Here is a 21,299-nt window from a genome sequence, read left to right on the forward strand (position 1 = left end):
CGTGAACCGCTGCATTTTTTCAAGGCGTGCACACATTCATAGGGCGGTAGTAATGTGCCCAGCATGGCTTCAATTCTGGTGACCGGTGCGGCCGGTTTTATTGGTTCCCAATTCGTTCGCCACTGGGTCGGCCGTTATCCGGACGATTCCGTTGTGGCCCTGGACGCGCTGACCTATGCGGGAGTCGAGGCGAATCTCGCCGACGTACGCGACTGGGTGACCTTCGTGCACGGCGACATGGGCGACTCCGCCCTCATGGACAGAGTGCTCGCCGAACACGAGGTGGAGACCGTGGTGAACTTCGCCGCGGAGTCGCACAACAGCCTCGCGGTCCTCGACCCCCGGCGCTTCTTCCAGACCAACACCATGGGCACCCACGCGCTGCTCGACTCCTGCCGCAGGGCCGGCGTCGCCCGGTTCCACCACATCTCCACCTGCGAGGTCTACGGGGATCTGGCACTCGACGACGACCGGGTCTTCACCGAGGAGAGCCCGTACCGGCCGCGCACCCCCTACAACGCCAGCAAGGCCGCCGCCGACCACGCCGTCAGGGCCTACCACGAGACGTTCGGGCTGCCGGTCACCATCACCAACTGCGCCAACAACTACGGGCCTTACCAGTTCCCGGAGAAGGTTCTCCCCCTGTTCATCACGCGCTCCCTGGACCAGGAGCCGATCCCGGTCTACGCCTCCAAGGACAACCGCCGCGAGTGGATCCACGTCCTGGACCACTGCCGGGCCGTCGAGGCCGTACTCAAGGGCGGACGGATCGGCGAGACCTACCACGTCGGCACCGGCGTCGAGGTGAGCGTCGACGAGATGGCCGACCTGGTCCTCGCGGAACTCGGCCTGCCGCAGGACCGCAAGATGATCGTCCCGGACCGGCCCGGACACGACCGGCGCTACCTGCTGGACTCCCGCAAGATCCGCACCGAGCTCGGCTGGAGCCCCCTCGTCGACTTCGGCACAGGCATCAAGGACACGATCCGCTGGTACGCCGAGAACCGGGAGTGGTGGGCCCCGCTGCGCGGCCGCATCCCGGTCTCCGAGGGCGCGTGGGGGCACTGATGAGGGCCGCACGGCACCACGGGACGGGGGCCCGGAAGTGAGAGTGGTCATCGTGGGCGCCGGGATCGGCGGCCTCGCCGCAGCGCTGAGCCTGCACGCGGCCGGCTGCCACGACGTGCTGGTCGCCGAGGCCGCCCCGCGGATCAGGCCCCTCGGCGTCGGCATCAACCTGCTGCCGCACGCCGTACGGGAGCTGACCGAGCTGGGCCTCGCGGAGCGGCTGGCGGCCCTCTCCGTCGCCACCGCGGAGCTCGCCTACTACAGCCGTCACGGCCAGGCCATCTGGTCCGAGCCGCGCGGCAGGGCAGCCGGCTACCACTGGCCTCAGTACTCGGTGCACCGCGGCCGGTTGCAGATGCTGTTGCTGACCGCCGTGCGGGAGCGGCTCGGGCCCGAAGCCGTGCGCACGGGCGCCGCACTGACCGGCTTCCGGCAGGACGAGCGGGGCGCGGTCGCCGAGTTCGGCGCCGAGGAGGTCCGCTGCGACGTGCTGATCGGCGCGGACGGCATCCACTCCGCCGTACGCCGCGTGCTGTACCCGGACGAAGGGGAGCCACGCTGGAACGGACTCGTGCTCTGGCGTGGCGTCACCCGCGCCGAGCCGTTCCTCACCGGCCGCTCGATGATCATGGCCGGGAACGGTACGGAGAAGTTCGTCGCCTACCCCATATCCGGCCCCGGCCCCGATGGCCGGGTGCTGGTCAACTGGATCGCCGAGCGCCCCCTCGCGGAGGTCCGCACCGGACGGGGCGACTGGCACGGACGGGCCGATCTCGCCGCCGTGCAAAGCCACTTCGCCGACTGGCGCTACGACTGGCTGGACGTCCCCGGGGTCATCGGCGGCGCCGAGGAGGCCTACGAGTACCCGATGGTCGACCGCGATCCGCTGCCGCGCTGGAGCCATGGCCGCGTCACGCTGCTCGGCGACGCGGCGCACCCGATGTACCCCATCGGTTCCAACGGCGCCTCCCAGGCCGTCCTCGACGGCCGGGTCCTCGCCCGGGAGCTGGCCCGCCGGCCGGACCCCGAACGTACGCTGCCTGCCTACGAGGAGGCGCGCCGCCCGCCGACCACGGCGGTCCAGCTGGCCAACCGGCAGCAGGGGCCCGAAGTGGTCATGAAACTCGTCCACGAACGGTCCCCGGAGCCCTTCACGGACCTCGAGACCGTGCTGCCGCGCGCGGAGCGGGACGAAATCGCGCGACGCTACAAGCGCCTGGCCGGCTTCGATCCCGCCGTGCTGAACGAGCGCGCCAGTTACGACGTGCGGCCTTCGAGCCGCCGCTGACCAGTGCCGCCCGGTGCGGCACACCACCGCCTGTCCCGCCAGCGGGACCGCGCGCGAGCCCCGAACCAGCAGACCGTGGCCGAGGGAGGCCCCGTGGCGAGGATTCCGACCGACGAGACCGCGCCCGGCAGGAGCCGGGACACAGGCGAGGCACCCGTGGTGACCGTGCTCGGAGCCTCCGGCTTCATCGGCTCGGTGGTCACCGCGGCGCTCGCCGCCCGGAGCACCCGCGTCCGGGCGGTGGCCCGCCGCCCCTCACCGCTGCCCGAGCGGAACGCCCACCTCGTTCAGGTGCATACCGCCGACCTGACCGACCCCGCACACCTCGCCGACGCCGTCGCGGGCTCCCACGCGGTCGTCAACCTCGTCCTGAGCAGCGGGGGCTGGCGGGCAGCCGACAGCGCCGAGGGCCGACGCGTCAACGTGGGGGTCCTGCACGACCTGCTCGGTGTCCTGGGACGGCGCCGGGGCACCGGGGCCCCGCCCGTCGTGATCCAGGCGGGGGCGGTCCCGCAGGGGCCTGTGCCGGAGGAACCCGCCACCGTCTACGAACAGCAGAAACAACAGGCCGAGCGGGCACTTGAGGAGGCCGGCCGGGAGGGCGTGGTGCGCGGTGTCGTGCTCAGGCTCCCCACCGTGTTCGGAGACGGCCACCGGGACGTCCACGACCGCGGCGTGGTGGCCGCCATGATCCGGCGCGCGCTCGCCGGGGAGCCGCTCACCATGTGGCACGACGGCACGGTACTCCGCGACCTGATCTACGTGCACGACGTGGCCCGTGCCGTGCTGGCCGCGCTGGAGCACGCGGACGAACTGGCCGGTGGGCGCTGGCCGGTGGGCGCGGGCCGGAGCCTTCCGCTGGGCGAGGTGTTCCGCGCCATCGCCGCGACGGTCGCCGCGCACACCGACAGGCCGCCCGTCCCCGTCGTCACGGTCGAGCCTCCGGACCACGCGCCGGTCACCGACTTCCGCGACGTGGTGGTGGACAACTCCGCCTTCCACGCGGTCACCGGATGGCACCCCCGGACCCCGTTCCCCCTCGCCCTGCGGAACACCGTCGCGGCGCTGGCCGCACACGCCGCCAACGGTTGACCGGAAGGTCGGCAACCCGGCCCGACCATCGGCCAGCATGATGTCGACTTTGGTCTATCCCTCGCAGAAACGCTGGTCAGCGTGGTGCCGGTCGCTGAAGGATGACGGAGGCCGGCTCGTTGCCGGGTCACCTTTCCTCAGAACGTCCGTGGAGCAGAGAGCGGGGGAGTCAGCGATGCCGCAGAGAGCGGAGAACCGGTCGGCCGACGGCGGTGCGGGAACCGCCGCGGCCCGGGCCGTGGCTATCTCCAAGACGTACGCCTCCGGCGCGGTGGAGGTGAAGGCCCTGCGCGAGGTGTCGCTGAGCGTCCCCCGAGGGCGGTTCATGGGCGTCATGGGCCCCTCGGGCTCGGGCAAGTCGACGCTGATGCACTGCCTCGCCGGACTCGACGCCGTCGACAGCGGCCAGGTCTTCATCGGGGAGCAGGAGATCACCGGACTCGGCGACAAGAAGCTCACACGGCTGCGCCGGGAGCGAGTCGGCTTCATCTTCCAGTCGTTCAACCTCGTGCCGACGCTCAGCGCCCTGGAGAACATCACGCTGCCGCTGGGCATCGCCGGCCGGAAACCGGACCGGGACTGGCTCGACTCCGTCATCGAGACGACGGGCCTGACCGGGCGCCTGCACCACCGCCCCTCCGAGCTGTCCGGCGGTCAGCAGCAGCGGGTGGCGTGCGCCCGCGCCCTGGTCGGCAAGCCCGAGGTGATCTTCGCCGACGAACCGACCGGCAACCTGGACTCGCGTGCGGGTGCCGAAGTCCTCGCCTTCCTACGGGAGTCGGCCCGGCAGATGGGCCAGTCGATCGTCATGGTGACCCATGACCCGATCGCGGCCGGATACACCGACGAGGTCGTGTTCCTCGCCGACGGAAGCCTGGTGGACCGGATGTCACAGCCCAGCGCCGCCCAGGTGCTGGAGTTCATGAAGAGCTTCGAGCCGGTGTCCGCGGGGGCGTCCGGGCGATGATGACCAAGCTGACCCTGCGCAATCTCGCGGCCCACCGGCTGCGGCTGCTGTTCACCCTGATCTCGGTCGCGCTCGGAGTCGCGTTCGTGGCCGGGACGATGATCTTCACCGACACCACGACGCGCGCCCTGTCCGGGCAGTTCGCCGGCATCGCGAGCCGGGACGAGGTGATGGTCCGGCCCGCGGACTCGTTCTCCAGCGACGGCGCCGCCCCGCGCCTGATCCCGCAGAAGGTCATGACCGACCTGGAAAAGAACGTCGACGAGGCCCGGTCCCTCGTCGGAGCGGTGGAGGGCTACGCCGCCATCCTGCAGGACGACGGCAAGGTCGTCCGTGGTGACGGCCTCGCCCAGCTGGGCCGGTCCTACGTGGAGCGCCCCGACTCCGAGATGCGCATCAGCTCGGGTAAGCGCCCCGAGGCGGCCGACGAGGTCGTGGTCGAGGACAACACCGCCAAGGACGGCGCCATCACGGTCGGCGACCGGATCACCGTGGTCACCGAGCGCACCACCCGGAGCATGCGGGTGGCCGGGCTGTTCACCCTGGGCGACGACACCAGCGAGGACGTGTCCTTCGTCGGCTTCGCCCCGGACGCGGCCCGGGACCTGCTCGGCGCGGACGGGTCCTACACCGCCCTGTGGGCCGCACCCGCGAAGGGCGTCTCCTCCGAGCGCCTGGAGAAGGCGATCAGCGCCGAGCTGCCGGCCGGCTTCGAGGCCAGGACGGCCCGGGAGGTCGCCGACGAGAACACGACGCAGATCCAGTCCCTGTTCGGCATGCTCAACTGGTTCCTGCTGGCCTTCGCGGGCGTCGCCGTCCTGGTCGGCTCCTTCATCATCCTCAACACCTTCAGCATGCTGATGACGCAGCGCGTCAGGTCCCTCGCCCTGCTGCGGGCCGTGGGCGCCCACCGCGGTCAGGTGACCCGCGCGGTGCTGGGCGAGGCGGCCTGCGTGGGCTTCCTCGGCGCGCTGCTCGGTCTGGGCGCGGGCGCGGGCCTGTCCTACCTGCTGCGCGCCGTGTTCTCCCGCCTGGGCACGAAACTGCCCCTGGCCTCCCCGGTGATCGAGGCGGACACGGTCGCCTGGTCCCTCGCGGTCGGTGTCCTCGTCACCGTGGTGGCCGCCTATCTGCCGGCCCGCCGGGCCGCGAAGGTGCCCCCGGTCGCCGCGCTGCGCGACGACATCGGCCTGCCGGCGCGCGGCATGAAGGTCCGCACGGTCCTCTCCGTGCTGCTCCTGCTCCTCGGCGCCTTCGGGGTCACCGCCGGGCTGCAGGACGGCGGTGAGGAGGGGGCGACACTGGTGGCACTGAGCGCCGTGTTCGTGTTCGTGGCCGTCGTCATGCTCAGCCCGGTCCTGATCCGCCCGATGGTGAAGGTGCTCGGCTGGCCCGCGGCCCGCCTCGGCGGCATGGTCGGCCGGCTCAGCCGTGAGAACGCCCGCCGCGCCCCGCGGCGTTCCGCGGCTACCGCCTCGGCGATGACCGTGGGGCTCGCCCTGATCACCATGGCCACCGTCCTGGCGGCCTCGATGAACACCTCGGCCGACCGGAGGATCGAGCGCCAGTTCCGCGCCGACTTCTTCATGGAGTCGCGCGGCACCAAGGGCTTCACCGCCGAGGCCGTGGACCGGGTCGCCGCCGTGCGCGGCGTGAAGAAGACCGTGTCGCTGCGGCAGGGCGTCGTCAAGCTGAAGTCCGACGAGCAGGGTGTGGCCGTGGCCGATCCCGTCGCGCTGGCGGACGTCACGACGCTGGACGTGTCGAGCGGCAGCGCGTCACTGCGCGAGGACGAGGTGCTGGTCCAGCGGTCGCTCGCCGAGCAGAAGAAGTGGAAGGTGGGCAGCGCGGTCCCCGGCGAGTACCCCGACGGGCACCGGGCGACCTTCCGGATCAAGGGCCTGTACGAGGCGAACGAGATCGTCGAGGAACCGTTGGTGATGAGTACCGCCGGCTACCGCGCGCACTCGTCGGGCACCCTGGTGCGCCAGGCGTTCGTCACCCTCGACGACAGCGCGCCGCCCGGGATGCGGCAGGCGCTGGCCTCGGCGCTGCGCGCCTTCCCGAACGTCGCACTGAAGGACAGTGAGGGAGCCAAGGCCAACGCCCGGTCCGACGTGGACCGGCTGCTCAACATCGTCACGGTCCTGCTCGTGCTGTCCGTGCTGGTCGCGGCCGTGGGTCTCGTCAACACCCTCGGGCTTTCGGTGATGGAGCGCACCCGGGAGATCGGCCTGCTCAGGGCGGTCGGGATGAGCGGAGGCCAGGTGCGCGCCATGGTCTCGATGGAGTCGGTGATCATCGCGGTGTTCGGTGTGGTGGTCGGGCTGGGCCTCGGAGTGGGCACCGGCTGGCTGCTCCAGCGAGCCATGACGGACAGCGGCGTCGAGCACCTGGCCCTCCCGCTGCTGCCGCTCGCGCTGTACCTCCTCGGGGGCATCGCGGTCGGCCTGCTCGCCGCGCTCTGGCCGGCCAGGCGGGCCGCCAGGATGCACGTCCTGCGGGCGATCCAGCAGCAATGAGGTGCCCGCCCCTGGGATGAGGGGCCCCCTAGCGTGCGGCCGACGGAATCCCCCGCTGTCGGCCGCACTCCCCGTTCCCCCTCCGGAATCGGTCCCTCCAAAAACAATTGTGCACTGCTGTTACTGGTGAGTTACGGTTGCGATTACATCAAGACGGCAGTTGTTAAGGGGGGCTTGGCACTGGTGGTGCGGATGCGCCTGACCAGCGCATCCTGTGACGGCTTTTCGCCTGAGCGGCCCGCGGCCGTGCCCACCGGTTTCCGGCCCCCGGAACATGGGGGTTGCCAATGCTGTTGGCCAGCGGGACCGACATTTTACGAGCACGGCTTCTCGGGCCGGCAGGACTGTGGATCGGCGAACGACAAGTGGACTTGGGCTCGCCGAAGCAGCAGGCCGTGTTCGCCGTTCTGGCGGCACGCGCACAGCAGATGGTGAGCCGCGGGGAACTCGTCCAGGCCGTGTGGGACTGGGAGGCACCGCCTGCTGCGATCAACAGCGTCTACACCTATGTCACGCGGCTCAGGAAGGCGTTCGACCCCGGCCGCAGCGGCCGCGGCGACTCCGAGCTGCTGCCCTCCGGACGCAATGGCTACACGCTGATGCTGGCACCGGACCAGGTCGACCAGCTGAGGTTCGAGTCCCTCCTGAAGGCCGCGTGGCAGCACCGCGCCCTGGGAGCCGTCGACCGGGCCGTGTCCACCCTGGACGCCGCGCTCGGCCTGTGGGAGGGCACGGCCTACAGCGGTGTCCCGGGCCCTCACGCCGACGACGAACGCGACCGCCTGACAGAACTGCGGCTCACCGCCATCGAGGAGCGGGCCGAACTGCTGCTCGGGCAGGGGCTGCACCACGAGGTGCTGAGCGAACTCATGCCGCTGGCCCGTGAGAACCCGCTGCGCGAGCGGCTCTGCCAGCTGCTGATGATCTGCTGCATCGGGTTGGGCCGGCAGGTCGACGCGCTCAACGCCTATCACCGGCTGCGCGCCGGACTCGCCGAGCAGATGGGCATCGAGCCCGGCCAGCATGTGCAGGAGCTCTACGGCCAGATCATCCAGCAGGAGGAGCCTCCCCAGGTACCGCAGTACGGAACCGGCTGGTGTTCACCTCCGCGCGGATCCTGGCCCCGGTCACCGAACACTCCTCCTCCGGCCTGGCCCCGGCCTGGATCGGGGCCGCGCCCCTCGGCGAGCACCGTCCTCCCGGACGGTGCTCGGCAGGACCGTCTCAGCGGCGCCGGCGGTGACGGGCGGCCAGATCCTCCAGCCGCTTTACCAGCTGGTGCGGACCGGGAACGGCGGCCAGCTCCCGGCGGACGTCCTCGGCGCAGCGGGCGAACGAGGGCTCGGTCAGCAGCCGCCGCACCCGCTCCCGGATCCCGTCCGCCGTGGCCCGCGTCGCGTGGAGGGCGAGTGCGCCGCCGCGGGCCGCCAGACGCTCGGCGAGCACCGGCTCGTCGCAGTCGTACGGCAGGACCAACTGCGGCACCCCTTGCAGGGCCGCGGTGCACAGACTGCCGAAGCCGCCGTGGTGGACGATGGCGGAACAGGTGGCCAGCAGCGGCTGCATCGGAACGAACTCCACCAGGCGCACCCGGTCGGGGACCGGTCCGAGCCCCTCCCGCGCGCCCGCGGAGACCGTCGCCACCACCTCCACGTCCAAGCCCGTTAGCGCGTCCAGCACATCCCGTGCGCGCACCGCATGCTCGGTGTCGTACTCGGCGGAGCTCAGCCCGGTGGTGAGGGCCACCCGAGGGCGTTCGGGCTCGTCCCGCAGCCACTGCGGTACGACGGCCGCGCCGCCGTAGGGCGTGTAGCGCACCGGTACGTACTTGAGCGCGGCCTCGGTCTGGAGGAAGCGCGGCATTAAATCCACGGAGAACTGCCCCGTGACCAGGTCCTCGCCGAACTCCGTGCCGTACTTGCCCGCGTAGGCGCCGAGCCACTCGGCCAGCGGGTCCGACCGGCGCTCCCCGGAACGCTCGTCGCGCAGCCGCAGGAATCTCTCCCGGGTGACGCCGAAGACGTCCACGCCGAAGAGCACCCGGCCGTGCGCCGCGCCGCACGCCTTGGCGGCCACCGCGGCGGCGTACGTGGAGGGTTCCCACAGCACCAGGTCGGGCCGCCACTGCCGGGCGAACTCCACCAAGTCCGCCATCAGCGGCACGTTGGTCATCTTGTGCCAGCGCGTCACCTGAAAGGCGTAGCCGTCGTGCAGCCGCTCCCACGTGATCGCCGACGTGTCGGTCTCGTCGGCCGCCGCGTAGGGCTCTGGCCATCCGGCGACGCCGTTGTCCAGCCAGTCTGGGTCGCGGGTCATGACCTGCCACAGGTCCCGGTTCCCGCCGACCGCGACAGCCGTCAGACCGGCCCGGGTGATCTCCGGGACGAACTTGGGCTGACTGGCGAAGCACACGTCGTGACCCGCAGCGCGCAGCGCCCAGGCCAGCGGTGCCATGGCCAGGAAGTGGGTCTTCTCGGGATAGCAGGCGAACAGCACGCGCATGACGATCAGGCCGCCCGCTCGGTGCGGTTGCGCCGGCGCTCGACCAGCGACTCCAGCATCGCCACGGCGTCGTTGGGGCTGGGGAGGGTGGTGATTTCGTGGGTGAGGCGGGTGGCTGCTTGGTGGAAGTGGGGTTCGGTGAGGAGGCGTTGGACGGCGTGGCGGACGGCGGGGCCGGTGGCTTGGCTGGTGTGGATGGCGAGTCCGGCGCCGGTGTCGGCGAGTTTGCGGGCGAGGATGGGTTGGTCGAAGTGGTAGTGGAGGGCGAGTTGGGGGACGGGGGTGAGGCTGGTGGTGGCGAGGGTGGCGGCTCCGGCGTGGTGGATGACGGCGGAGCAGGTGGGGACGAGTGCGTGCCAGGGGACGTAGGGGACGAGGTGGGCGTTGTCGGGGATGTGGGTGAGGTGTTTGCGTTCGTTGTCGGCGACGGTGGCGACGATGTCGATGTCGAGGTCGGCGAGGGCGGTGAGGATGTCCTGGAGGGAGATGGTGTAGCCGTCGAAGATCTCGGTGGCGCTCAGGCCCATGGTGAGGGCGACGCGGGGGCGTTTGGGGGGGTCGCGGAGCCAGTCGGGGACGATGGCGCGGCCGCCGTAGGGGACGTAGCGCATGCGGAGGTAGTGCAGGCCGGGTGCTTCGGTCTGGAGGCTGGCGGGGAACTGGTCGATGGTGAAGTGGCCGGTGAGCATGTCTTCGGTGAAGTCGAAGCCGTAGGTGCGGCCGTATCCGGCGAGCCAGTCGGCGAGGGGGTCGGCTTGTTCGCTGGGGGGTTGTTGGGCTTTGAGTTCGAGGTAGCGCCGGCGGACGCCGCCGAAGACGTCGATGCCGAACAGGATCCTGGCGTGGGCGGCGCCCACCGCCTTCGCCGCGATCGCCCCCGCGTAGGCGGTTGGTTCCCAGATCACCAGGTCCGGCTGCCAGGACCGGGCGAACTCCACCAGGTCCGCGATGATGGGGAAGTTCTCCATCTTGTGCCAGTCCCGCAGCGACACCTCCATTCCTGATCGGAGGTACTCCCAGGACGCCCTGTCCGGGTGGTCCAGGACGTCGTACGGCTCCGGAAGGCCGGCCCGCTGGGCCTCCAGCTGCTCCGGCGCCATGCGCGCGATCCGCATCTGGTTGCGGTTGGAGCCGACCGGCACGGCGGTCAGCCCGGCGCCGGTGATGACGTCCGCGAAGCCGGGCTGAGCCGCGAACCGGACGTCGTGCCCGGCCGTTCTGAGCGCCCAGGCCGGCGACACGAGATAGCGGGAGATCGTCTTTTCCGGGTTGGTGACGAACAGCACGCGCATGGCGCGGTCTCCTTGTGGGGTCGGTCAGCGGCCGGCTGCGCGGTACTTGTCGGTGAGCTGTTCCAGACGCGGGACGAGCGCGTTCGGGCTCGGCAGCGCTCGGATCTCGTCACGCATCGCGCGGGCCCGCTGCCCGAAGGCCGGGTCGTCCAGCAGCCGCCGCACATGCTCGCGTACGACTGGCCCGGTGGCCTGGTCGGCGAGGATCGTCGTGGCCGAGCCCTGCGCCGCGAGCCGCCCGGCCAGCTCCGGCTCGTCGAAGTCCCAGGGCAGACACACCTGGGGCACCGCGCCCAGAGCCGTGGTGAGCAGCGTTCCTGGGCCGGCGTGGTGGATGACGGCGGAGCAGGTCGGTACGAGCGCGTGCAGCGGGACGTAGGAGACGACGCGGGCGTTGCCGGGCACGGTGCCGAGCTTGCTCTGCTCGGACTCGGCGATGGTGGCGACGACCTCGACGTCCAGGTCGGCCAGCGACTCAAGGATCTCCCGCACCCCGACGACGTACCCGCTGAAGCGGTTGGTCGCGGTGATGCCGAGTGTGAGGGCGACCCGTGGCCGCTCGGGCTCGGTCCACAGCCACCTCGGTACGACGGCCGCGCCGCCGTACGGCACGTACTGCACGGGCAGGTACTCCAGCGACCCGGCCTCCATGCGCAGCGAGTCCGGCAGCTGGTCGATGGTGAACTGCCCGGTGACCAGGTCCTCGCCGAAGTCGAAGCCGTACTTGCGGGCGTAGGATTCCAGCCAGGTGCCCAGCGGGTCGGCACGGTGACCGGCCGGACGCTGTTCGTTCAGCCGCAGGTACCGCTCGCGGGTCACCCCGAACACGTCGATGCTCCACAGCAGCCTGCCGTGGGCGGCGCCGCACGCCCGCGCGGCGATCGGTCCGGCGTAGGTGGTGGGCTCCCACAGGACCAGGTCGGGCTGCCAGGAGCGGGCGAACTCCACCAGGTCGGCGATCATGGGGAAGTTGTCGAACCGGTGCCAGTGCTCGACATGGTGCTGGTATCCGTCGCGCATCGCCTCCCAGCTCAGCTCCTGCGGATCGAGCACGGCCGCGTTGTAGGGGTCCGGCAGGCCCTCTCGCTCCGCCTCGCGCGATTCCGGGTCGAGCTCCGCCACGCGCCAGATGCCACGGTTGCGGCCGACGGACACCGCGGTCAGGCCGGCCTGCGTGATGGTGTCGATCAGCTCGGGCTGGCTGGCGACGCGGACGTCATGGCCAGCGGTGCGCAGCGCCCAGGCCAGCGGCACCATCGCCTGAAGGAAGCTCTTCTCCGGGTAGGTCGTCAACAGGACGCGCATCGGTCTCTTTCCGGTGAGGTCAGCGGGCGTGGGCATGGGTCTCGACGAGGCGCTCGATCTGGGGGACGAGTTCGTTGGGGCTGGGGAGGGTGGTGATTTCGTGGGTGAGGCGGGAGGCTGCTTGGTGGAAGTGGGGTTCGGTGAGGAGGCGTTGGACGGCGTGGCGGACGGCGGGGCCGGTGGCTTGGCTGGTGTGGATGGCGAGTCCGGCGCCGGTGTCGGCGAGTTTGCGGGCGAGGATGGGTTGGTCGAAGTGGTAGTGGAGGGCGAGTTGGGGGACGGGGGTGAGGCTGGTGGTGGCGAGGGTGGCGGCTCCGGCGTGGTGGATGACGGCGGAGCAGGTGGGGACGAGTGCGTGCCAGGGGACGTAGGGGACGAGGTGGGCGTTGTCGGGGATGTGGGTGAGGTGTTTGCGTTCGTTGTCGGCGACGGTGGCGACGATGTCGATGTCGAGGTCGGCGAGGGCGGTGAGGATGTCCTGGAGGGAGATGGTGTAGCCGTCGAAGATCTCGGTGGCGCTCAGGCCCATGGTGAGGGCGACGCGGGGGCGTTTGGGGGGGTCGCGGAGCCAGTCGGGGACGATGGCGCGGCCGCCGTAGGGGACGTAGCGCATGCGGAGGTAGTGCAGGCCGGGTGCTTCGGTCTGGAGGCTGGCGGGGAACTGGTCGATGGTGAAGTGGCCGGTGAGCATGTCTTCGGTGAAGTCGAAGCCGTAGGTGCGGCCGTATCCGGCGAGCCAGTCGGCGAGGGGGTCGGCTTGTTCGCTGGGGGGTTGTTGGGCTTTGAGTTCGAGGTAGCGCCGGCGGACGCCGCCGAAGACGTCGATGCCGAACAGGATCCTGGCGTGGGCGGCGCCCACCGCCTTCGCCGCGATCGGCCCGGCGTACGTCAGCGGTTCCCAGATCACCAGGTCCGGCTTCCAGGACCGGGCGAACTCCACCAGGTCCGCGATGATGGGGAAGTTGCTGACCCGGTGCCAGCCCTTCGCCGCGGCGTGGATGCCGGGCTTCAGGTAGTCCCAGGTGGACTTGGCCGGGTCGTCGAAGGCGTCGTACGGCTCGGGTATGCCCACCCGCATCTCGGCGCGGGCCTGCGGCTTGTGCGCCGTGATCCGCCACGGGTTGCGGTCGCTGCCGAGCGGCACCGCCGTCAGGCCGGCCTGCGTGACGACGTCGGCGAACGCCGGCTGGCCGGCCACCCGCACGTCGTGACCGGCGGTGCGCAGCGCCCAGGCCAGCGGCACCATGTACTGGAAAATGGTCTTCTCGGGATTTACGGCGAGCAGGACGCGCACCGGGCCTCCTCTTTCAGGCAGATGGACGATGGGCGGGGCGGCCGCGGTGTGCGGCCGTCAACTGCTCTAGGTGGGCAACCAGTTGGTTGGGGGCGGGCATGTCGTGGACCTGGGCGCGCAGCCGGCGCGCCCCCTCCCGGAAGGACGGTTCGCTCAGCAGTTCCACCAGCCGCTCCCGCACCACGGGGCCGGTCGCCTCACCGGCCGGGACGCACCGGGCGCCCCCCTGGGCCACCAGGCGGCGGGCGAGTTCCGGCGCGTCGGAGTCCACGGGCAGCAGCAACTGCGGCACCCCGTGCAGCGCGACGGTCGACAAGGTGCCGAACCCGGCGTGGTGGATGACGGCGGAGCAGGTCGGTACGAGCGCGTGCAGCGGGACGTAGGAGACGACGCTGGCGTTGCCGGGCACGGTGCCGAGCTTGCTCTGCTCGGACTCGGCGATGGTGGCGACGACCTCGACGTCCAGGTCGGCCAGCGACTCGAGGATCTCCCGCACCCCGACGACGTACCCGCCGTACCGCTCGGTCGCCACCAGGCCGAAACTCAGCGCCACCCGCGGCCGCTCGGGCCTGGCCGCCCAGAGCCACCGCGGTACGACGGCGGGGCCCCCGAAGGGCACGTACCGCATCGGTACATAACGCAGGTCCGCCTCCATGCGCACCGAGCCGGGCAGCTGGTCGATGGTGAAGTGGCCGGTGACCAGGTCCTCGGAGAAGTCGAAGCCGTACCTGCGGCCGTAGGAGGCCAGCCACTCGCCCAGGGGGTCCGCGCGCTCGGTCGCGGGCTGGAGGGCACGCAGCCGCAGGAAGTGGTCCCGGGTGACGCCGTAGACGTCCAGGCCGAACATGAGCCGGGCATGGGCGGCGCCGCACGCCTTCGCCGCGATCGCTCCGGCGAAGGTGGTGGGCTCCCAGATCACCAGGTCCGGCTGCCAGGAGCGGGCGAACGCCACCAGGTCGGCGACCATCGGCACGTTCTCCACGCGGTGCCAGTGCCGTACCTGCCGGGCGTAGGCGTCCCGCAGCGGACCCCACGCGATCTGCTCGGGCAGGCGGGTGGCGACGTCGTACGGCTCCGGAAGCCCGGCTCTGCCCGCGTCGTCGGGGGCCAGCTCCATCATCCGCGCCGGATCCAGGGAGCGGCCGACGCCGACGGCGGTCAGACCGGCCTGCGTGATCTCGTCGGTGAACGTCGGCTGGCCGGCGAACCGCACCTCGTGCCCCGCGGTGCGCAAGGCCCAGGCCAGTGGCGCCATGGCGAGGAAGTGGGTGCGTTCGGCGTACGTGGCGAACAGGACGCGCATCGGCTACTGCTCCTCTCCACCGGTCACAGCCGGTCGGCCCGCGCGCGGTCGGCGACCCCCGGCTCCCCGGCCACGGCGGCGCAGGCCCGGCGGACGCCCTCGGCGAGGGGCACCCGGGCCCGCCAGCCGGTGGCGCTCTGGAACGCGGACGGGTCCACCACCAGGTCCAGCCGGTCGGTCGGCAGGGCGTGCGCGGCGGGCGGGACGGACACCACGGGGACCGCGGCGCCGCCGGTGCACGCGGCGACGCTCCGCGAGACCTCGGAGAACAGTTCGCAGATGCTGGTGCCCTGCCCGGTGCCGACCAGCCAGTGCCGGCCGGCCAGCGCGTCCACGGCGTCGAGCGCGGCGCCGAACGCCCGGGCCGCGTCGTCGACACAGAGCAGGTCGCGCTTGGCCGTGCCGTCGTCCCACATAGTGAGCGGCTGTCCCGCGAACGCCCGGCGGGCCATGACCGCGACCACGCCGCGGTCCAGGTCGGTCGGGTCGGTGCCCTGCCCGTACAGGGTGGCCAACCGTAGGGTCGCACCACGCGTCAGGCCCTCGCGAGTGGCCTCGCGCAGGGTGCGCTCGGCGTCCGCCTTCTGCTGGTCGTACCCGGTCAGGGGCCGGTCCGGGAGATCGCTGGTGATGCGGCCGACGGCCGAGGCGCCGCACTGGGACATCGCCCCGGAGAACAGCACCGCCGGTGCGTGCCGCCGGCGCTGGGCCCGCACTGCCGCGACCAGCGCGCGCATCGTCCCGACGTTGACCCGCTCGGCGGCGGAGTCGGTGCCCGCCACCCGCCAGGCGTTGGGCCCCGTCATGTAGGCGGCCAGATGGATCACGGCGTCGGCTCCCTCGACCGCCTCGGCTACGGCGCCGGCCGTGGTGAGGTCCGCCCGGTGCGTCTCGACGTCCGCGACGCCCGCGCGGGGCACCCGGGGGGCCCGCCGCCCGACCAGGCGCAGCCGGACCGGCCGCGTCGCCAGCTCACGGGCGACGGCTGTGCCCAGGAGACCCGAAGCACCGAGCACCACCACGGTCGGCTTCGCTTCTTGGCCTGCCACACGTTCTCCTTAGATATTCCGGCCGTGATCCGCACGGAGGTTGCCGTTGTCGAGGTCCGGGAATTCCTGATGCCGTCGTCACGCCGGAGCGGTGCGCCAGCTCAGTGGCGGGGGAAGGAGCCGGTCCAGATTCCGGCCGATGTAGTACTCCCATTCCCACCGCTGGACCTCGAAGGTGTGCAGGTCCCAGAAACGCCCGCGGAAATAGAGGAAGTCATCGAGCACCGCCGTCCGGCTGGGTTCGTCCTCGCTCAGCCCGAAGGCGGCGAAGCTCGCCCGGGTCGTCTGCGCGATCACCTTCGTGACGTCGTACGCGGCGAAGGCGTAGTTGACCGTGAGGTGGACGGCCTCCGCTCCGACCCCCATCCGCGCCTGCTGCGGGTCGAGATACAGCCCGCACCGGACGTGCCCGGCGGGTCTGAGGCCGTGCAGCATGCTGAAGCCGAGCACGGCGCCGCTGGCCCGTTGCCTGACCAGGAAGGCCGCGCAGCACCGCTCCATCAGGGCCGCTGCCGGGTCGCCCACGGGGCGCACGCTCTCCAGCCCCGTCCGCAGCAGCGTGCTCACCACGTTGTCCCGTGCGTCGGCGGTGGAGGCGGGGTCGAGGACGATCCTGCGGGTCTGGGTGTGCGGGAACATCAGCGCTGCTCCAATGCTGTGGGGAACCTGTCGCGGTCCCAGCCCATCTCGCCTGTGGTCGTGGGCAGTCCGGCGATCTGGGCGAAGTCCTCTTCGGTGAGCTGCACGTCACAGGCGGCCACGTTCTCCTCGAGCCAGGACAGCCGTCTGGTGCCCGGTATCGGCACCACGTCGCGGCCCTGCGCCAGGACCCAGGCGATGGCCACCTGCGACGGCGTGGCCTCGTGCCGCCGCGCGATGGCACGCAGCACCTCCACGATCACCTGGTTGGCGCGGAAGGCGTCCGGAGCGAAGCGCGGGTCCCGGCTGCGGGAGTCGCTCGCGTCTAGCCCCGACCGGTCGACCGTGCCCGAGAGATAACCGCGGCCGAGCGGGGCGAACGCGAGGAAACCCACGCCGTTGCGGCGGCACCAGGGCAGCACGGTGGTCAGGTTGCCGGTGGCCCAGACCGAGAGCTCGTATTGGACGGCCGTGATGGGGAACACCGCGTGTGCCCGCGTCAGTTCCTCCACAGTGGCGTGCGAGATGCCCAGCGCCCGCACCTTGCCCTCGGTCACCAGCTCGCCCAGCGCCCCCCAGGACTCCTCCAGCGGTACCGCCGGGTCGACACGGTGCAACTGGTACAGGTCGATCGTCTCCCGGCCGAGCCGGCGCAGCGACCCCTCGCAGGCGCGCCGCAGATGGCCGGGCGCCCCGTTCCTGCTGAGGGTGCCGTCGGGAGCCGGCACCAGGCCGCACTTGCTGGCCACCTGGCCCTTGCTGCCGTGCAGCGCCCGGCCCAGCAGTTGCTCGTTGGTGTAGGGGCCGTAGACGTCCGCAGTGTCGAAGAGGTCGATGCCGAGGTCGACGGCCCGGCGGATGACCCGGATCGACTCCTCGTCGTCACGGTCGCCCGGGTTGTAACCGTGGGACATGGAACTACAGCCAAGACCGAGTGCGCTCACTCGGAAGTCCTCGGAAAGAAACGTCTCCCGCATCATTCTGACAATCCGTCGGTATAGGAAAGGGGATGTGGTGACTCACGTTCTTCGACAAAGGAAGAAAGTAGCTCCGGACTCGCCTGACGTAAGAAGGCCACGGCGTCTTCTGCGCCGATGTCAGGTGCCTGGTAAGTGCGATATCCGGCCGCCGTGGAAACCCGCACGGTCATCAAGCCGAGCCAACGTTGCACGAATGACTGGCGCACTGTCCAGCCGATGACCGCTTTTGTCTGGAGCGCCGCCGTGGACCTGCTGAGAAGTCCACAGCGCAGCACGACGTAACGACCCACCACCGTGTGGCCCAGGGCCCGGTGGGCGACGACCGCGAGGACGACGGTGACGGGCAGCCCGGTCACGGGGACGAGCCAGGCCCACGCCGCGACCGCGCCGGTGGCCCCGAGCCAGGCCAGGAGTCCCGCCGCGGCAAGGGGAACGCACAGCGCCCACCACAGCCTCCGGTAGAGCGCCGCCCGCGGGTGCGGCCGTAGCGGCACCTCCAGCGGATGCACGTCGTCGTCGAGCACCAGGCGTGCGACGCGCCGGGCCTCCGTGACCGGCCCGCGCGGCAGGATACGGCTGGCGGGCTCACTGCTCAGCGACCAGCTGCCGAGCCCCGTGGAGATGACCTCCGTCTCCGCCAGGCCGATCCAGCGCCAGAACAGCGGCTCACTGAGGTGGATTCCCCGCAGGCGGGCGTCGTCGCGGTGGACCTCGCGGGTCTGGAACAACCCGTGCCGGGTGACCAGCGCGGTGCCCTGCTCGGTGGGCGTACGGACCAGCCGGAAGCCGTAGTTCTCGGTGACGAAGCCCACTGCGAGACCGATGAGGCCGATCAGGAACACGGCGACGGTACCGAGCGTGATGGTCCAGCCCGGCCCGATGCCGACGCGGTCGACGAGCGAGCCCACCGTCCTGCGCAGGTCGATGCCCACCAGGAACAGGGACCAGTAGACGCCGGCGATCAGGAATCCGGCGACGAAGAACGCCCAGATACTGACCAGGTTGTAGGCCATCCACGACCATCGCAGCGTGGCCAACTCCGTCTCCCCGGCCGCCTCGTCGTGCTCGGCGGCGGCCGCCGCCGCCGTCTGCTCCGCCGGCGGCGCGGTGGGCGGCGTCCGCCCGCGGAGCAGTTCCTGGCGCAGTCGCTCGGCCGTGGCCTTGGAGACCGCGTTCAGGCGGAAGGGGGCCTGCGCGTCACCCGAGCCGATGTGCACCACCCGCAGCCCGGCCAGCCGGTGCCAGAAGCGGGCCGTGGCGTCCACACTGCGGATCCGGTCCCGGGGGACGTAGCGGTACTTGCGGACCAGAACGCCGACGCGCTGCTCGACCCGCTCGTCCGTGACCCGGTACCTGGTCTTGAGCCAGCGCAACAGGTCTCCCAGGGGACGGACGGCGCCGAGCGCGCTGCTCACGGCCGAGCCCCAGACCGCGGCGGAGCCGGGCTGGAGGTCCAGCAGGAACACCGTCAGGTAGCTGGGCAGCATGGAGAGCAGGAAGGCGATGGTGTCCATCCAGACCACCCGGACGTCGAGGCGCAGCCAGCCGGCCGAGTCCGTTTCCGGGCGGACCGCGGTGCCGGCGCTCATGTCGCGTCTCCGGGTGTGGCCTGGGTGACGGCGGTGAGCTCCGCCGCGAGGCGCGTGGCCACGTCGGCGTCCAGGCCGGAGATGATGACCTGGCCCTGCCGGGACGCCGTGGTGACCCGCAGCGTGGCCAGACCGAAGAGCTGCTGAAGGGGCCCTCGTATGGTGTCGATGGTCTGGATACGGGAGACGGGGGTGACCCGCCACTCGCGGACCACCCAGCCCCTGAGGGAGTACACCGCCTCGTCGCTCACCTCCCAGCGGTGGATGAGATACCGGCAGGTCGGGGCGACCGTCACGCGCAGCGCGTAGACGACGCCGAGCACCCCGAGCACCGGCTCGAGCCATGGCCGGGACGGTTCGGACACGGCGTGGAGCAGAGCCAGGGCACCGAGCACGCCGACAGCCTTGGCCAGATTCGCCGTCGTCCACCACAGGATGCTTTTGCGTTCGACTCTGTTGCGCGGGGACCGCATCCCAAGCGTCATTTCAAGATTCGATGCCAAGGTCATTCCGGTCAGTTCCTCGGTCATGGCGACATGCTGCATCACATCGGCTGTCCACAGCAATCGACGGAATCTTCGGGACGACGCGGAGCCCCGTTTTCCGGTGGTTTACCGGAGAGGCGGTGTGCGTAGCGTTCCGGGAATTTTCAGTGCTCTTCTTCCTCGGTCGCGAGCACGGTGATGGCCGCGTTGTCCAGGGTGGAGATGATCCAGTCGGCCAGATTCTTTTCGGTCCGTTCGGCGGCGGCCTCCCACCGCTGCTTCTGGTCGGCGATGAGACTGACCTGGAAGTGCACGACGTCCGCGGCGGCGCCGCGCTCCACCTCCCGGCTGCGGCGGATCTGCCGCCGGAGTTCGTTCCGCGACCAGCGCTGCTCCTCGGCTTGGCCGAGCCAGCGGTCCTGGTCCTCCTCGGGCAGGCCGGCGACCTCGGCATGGTGCTGGAAGCTCAGCTTCTCGCGCCGCCGGTCCGGACTGAAGCGGCGGGCCACCCACGCGTAGTTGCGCAGTGTCTGGTAGTCGAGCGAGGTCTCGGCGATCGCATGCTTGTAGCGGTTCGGGTACTTGGCCTGGCCGTAGATGAGCCAGTCCCCGAGCCACCAGGCCGACGAGTCCGCGATGACGAAGATATGGCGTCCCAGATCGCACCACTCGCCTATGGATATTCCCTGAGAAATCTGCAGAGCGGTCCTTTTCGTCACCGCTCTTGCTTCCATGGCCCCACCATCGTGCGCCATACGCCGTACCGCCGTGCCGTTCGGTGGTGGTTGTTTCCTGACGGTCCTCTGCTGCGGAATCAGAGGTGGCCTCGTACCGGCTGAAGGACGGGGGTTGATCACTGTGGGGTTCTCATTCCGTTCGTGCCTGGTCTCTCATTCGGATCATGGCAGAGCGGGTATAGAAGACTCCTCGACGACTTCTAAACACCCAGGTGGTGCGGCACGCGCGGAAAAGCCCCTGCCGGTGTGGAGGCCTGGGTGACCTCGGCCGGCAGGGGCGCGTGCGGGACCTCCTGGTCAGTCGCGGGCCGGCGGGATCTGCCCCACCACGAGGACGACACCGTCGGTCTGCGGCTGCTGGGCGTACTCCACCCAGTCGATGCCCTCGCACATGTCGTGCACGAGCTTCAGTTCCGGGGGCAGGGCACCGTGCTCCCGGCTGTGTGCCGCCATCGCCAGGTGCAGGCGCCCCAGCGTGTATTTGGTGTGCTCGGTGATGTCGGTGATCTCCACCGCCGTCAGACCGGCCGCCGCCAGGAAGCCCGGGTAGGCGTCGGCCCGCACCATCGGGGCCGTCCGCATCGCGGAGAGGATCTGTGCGGTGGCCGCCCTCTTGTCCTCGTCCTCGATCTCGGGGCCGAGGACGATGTAGTCGGTCAGGACCACACGGCCGCCCGGTTTCAGGACCCGTGCGATCTCCTTGAGCGCCCGGACACGGTCGGTGATGTGCACCACCGACTCGAGCGCCAGCACACGGTCGAAGGTGCCGTCCTCGAACGGCATCCGGGTCGCGTTGGCCTGCTGGAACCTGATGCGGTCCGCGACGCCCTCGTCCCGGGCGCGCTGTGAGGCGAGGGCGACGTCCTGGGCGCTGACGGAGATTCCGGTGATGTCCGCGTCGGACCACTTGGCCAGGCGCACCCCGGGCCCGCCCGTGCCGCAGCCGAGATCGAGCACCTTCATTCCCGGCTGCACGTCCAGGCGGTCCAGGACCTCGTCCGTCATCCGGGCGCCGGCGACCTCCAGGCCGCTGATGTCGTTCGGCCCGTGCCAGTAGCCGTAGTGGATGCTGCCGCCGAACAGCTCGGTCAGCACCCGGTTGTTGCGGTCGTAGAAGTCGTCCACGTCGTCCGGGTCAGGGACCACGGGGGAGTGCGGACCGGACGCCGCCTGGCTCATCTGCGGCC

The 21,299-nt window shown here is 70.9% G+C and carries 17 protein-coding genes and 1 pseudogene; 6 read left to right on the forward strand and 12 right to left on the reverse strand.

What is annotated here, in order from left to right; all coding sequences use genetic code 11:
- The first annotated feature begins 63 nt into the window (after positions 1 to 63).
- From rfbB to HDC93_RS39845, 6 genes and pseudogenes are all read left to right on the forward strand, one after another.
- Complete coding sequence (gene rfbB / locus HDC93_RS34430) at positions 64 to 1,068, forward strand: dTDP-glucose 4,6-dehydratase (RefSeq protein ID WP_185014748.1); 1,005 nt, start codon at positions 64 to 66, stop codon at positions 1,066 to 1,068.
- Between the two features lie 37 nt (positions 1,069 to 1,105).
- The gene (locus HDC93_RS34435) at positions 1,106 to 2,356 is read left to right on the forward strand and encodes a flavin-dependent oxidoreductase (protein ID WP_185014749.1); all 1,251 of its coding nucleotides are present in this window, start codon (positions 1,106 to 1,108) and stop codon (positions 2,354 to 2,356) included.
- Positions 2,357 to 2,449: 93 nt separating this feature from the next.
- Positions 2,450 to 3,448, forward strand: coding sequence for an NAD-dependent epimerase/dehydratase (locus HDC93_RS34440; RefSeq protein ID WP_311774706.1), 999 nt, complete (start codon positions 2,450 to 2,452; stop codon positions 3,446 to 3,448).
- Between the two features lie 175 nt (positions 3,449 to 3,623).
- Positions 3,624 to 4,415, forward strand: a complete 792-nt coding sequence (locus HDC93_RS34445; RefSeq protein ID WP_185014750.1) for an ABC transporter ATP-binding protein — start codon at positions 3,624 to 3,626, stop codon at positions 4,413 to 4,415.
- Entirely contained in the window at positions 4,412 to 6,937 is a 2,526-nt protein-coding gene (locus HDC93_RS34450; RefSeq protein WP_221517492.1) for an ABC transporter permease, read from the forward strand. Before HDC93_RS34445 ends, HDC93_RS34450 begins: the two co-directional genes overlap by 4 nt.
- Positions 6,938 to 7,365: 428 nt before the next feature.
- Positions 7,366 to 7,926, forward strand: a pseudogene (locus tag HDC93_RS39845) (BTAD domain-containing putative transcriptional regulator); the annotation flags it as partial.
- A gap of 235 nt (positions 7,927 to 8,161) precedes the next feature.
- Here HDC93_RS39845 and HDC93_RS34460 read toward each other — a convergent pair.
- The 12 genes from HDC93_RS34460 to HDC93_RS34515 form a co-directional block, all read right to left on the reverse strand.
- Entirely contained in the window at positions 8,162 to 9,439 is a 1,278-nt protein-coding gene (locus HDC93_RS34460; RefSeq protein ID WP_185014751.1) for an activator-dependent family glycosyltransferase, read from the reverse strand.
- A 5-nt stretch (positions 9,440 to 9,444) separates the two neighbouring features.
- Entirely contained in the window at positions 9,445 to 10,731 is a 1,287-nt protein-coding gene (locus HDC93_RS34465; protein WP_185014752.1) for an activator-dependent family glycosyltransferase, read from the reverse strand.
- A gap of 24 nt (positions 10,732 to 10,755) precedes the next feature.
- Positions 10,756 to 12,036 (reverse strand): activator-dependent family glycosyltransferase, encoded by a 1,281-nt coding sequence (locus HDC93_RS34470; RefSeq protein WP_185014753.1) that lies wholly within the window; start codon positions 12,034 to 12,036, stop codon positions 10,756 to 10,758.
- A 19-nt stretch (positions 12,037 to 12,055) separates the two neighbouring features.
- Positions 12,056 to 13,330 (reverse strand): activator-dependent family glycosyltransferase, encoded by a 1,275-nt coding sequence (locus tag HDC93_RS34475; RefSeq protein ID WP_185014754.1) that lies wholly within the window; start codon positions 13,328 to 13,330, stop codon positions 12,056 to 12,058.
- 13 nt (positions 13,331 to 13,343) lie between these two features.
- Positions 13,344 to 14,633 carry an activator-dependent family glycosyltransferase gene (locus HDC93_RS34480; RefSeq protein ID WP_185014755.1) on the reverse strand — a complete coding sequence of 430 codons (1,290 nt, stop codon included), beginning with the start codon at positions 14,631 to 14,633 and terminating at the stop codon, positions 13,344 to 13,346.
- Positions 14,634 to 14,656: 23 nt separating this feature from the next.
- A complete protein-coding gene (locus HDC93_RS34485; RefSeq protein WP_311774707.1) occupies positions 14,657 to 15,682 on the reverse strand; it encodes an NAD-dependent epimerase/dehydratase family protein in 1,026 nt (341 codons plus the stop codon).
- Positions 15,683 to 15,760: 78 nt separating this feature from the next.
- A complete protein-coding gene (locus HDC93_RS34490) occupies positions 15,761 to 16,321 on the reverse strand; it encodes a GNAT family N-acetyltransferase (RefSeq protein ID WP_185014756.1) in 561 nt (186 codons plus the stop codon).
- Positions 16,321 to 17,301, reverse strand: coding sequence for an aldo/keto reductase (locus HDC93_RS34495; RefSeq protein WP_398987538.1), 981 nt, complete (start codon positions 17,299 to 17,301; stop codon positions 16,321 to 16,323). Before HDC93_RS34495 ends, HDC93_RS34490 begins: the two co-directional genes overlap by 1 nt.
- The gene (locus HDC93_RS34500) at positions 17,298 to 18,890 is read right to left on the reverse strand and encodes a PH domain-containing protein (protein ID WP_185014757.1); all 1,593 of its coding nucleotides are present in this window, start codon (positions 18,888 to 18,890) and stop codon (positions 17,298 to 17,300) included. Before HDC93_RS34500 ends, HDC93_RS34495 begins: the two co-directional genes overlap by 4 nt.
- The gene (locus HDC93_RS34505; RefSeq protein ID WP_185014758.1) at positions 18,887 to 19,375 is read right to left on the reverse strand and encodes a PH domain-containing protein; all 489 of its coding nucleotides are present in this window, start codon (positions 19,373 to 19,375) and stop codon (positions 18,887 to 18,889) included. Before HDC93_RS34505 ends, HDC93_RS34500 begins: the two co-directional genes overlap by 4 nt.
- Positions 19,376 to 19,539: 164 nt before the next feature.
- Entirely contained in the window at positions 19,540 to 20,094 is a 555-nt protein-coding gene (locus HDC93_RS34510; RefSeq protein ID WP_311774708.1) for an LmbU family transcriptional regulator, read from the reverse strand.
- 315 nt (positions 20,095 to 20,409) lie between these two features.
- A complete protein-coding gene (locus tag HDC93_RS34515; protein ID WP_185014760.1) occupies positions 20,410 to 21,291 on the reverse strand; it encodes a cyclopropane-fatty-acyl-phospholipid synthase family protein in 882 nt (293 codons plus the stop codon).
- Positions 21,292 to 21,299 lie beyond the last annotated feature (8 nt).

The sequence above is a fragment of the Streptomyces sp. AK010 genome (assembly GCF_014207295.1).
Taxonomy (GTDB): Bacteria; Actinomycetota; Actinomycetes; order Streptomycetales; family Streptomycetaceae; genus Streptomyces; species Streptomyces massasporeus.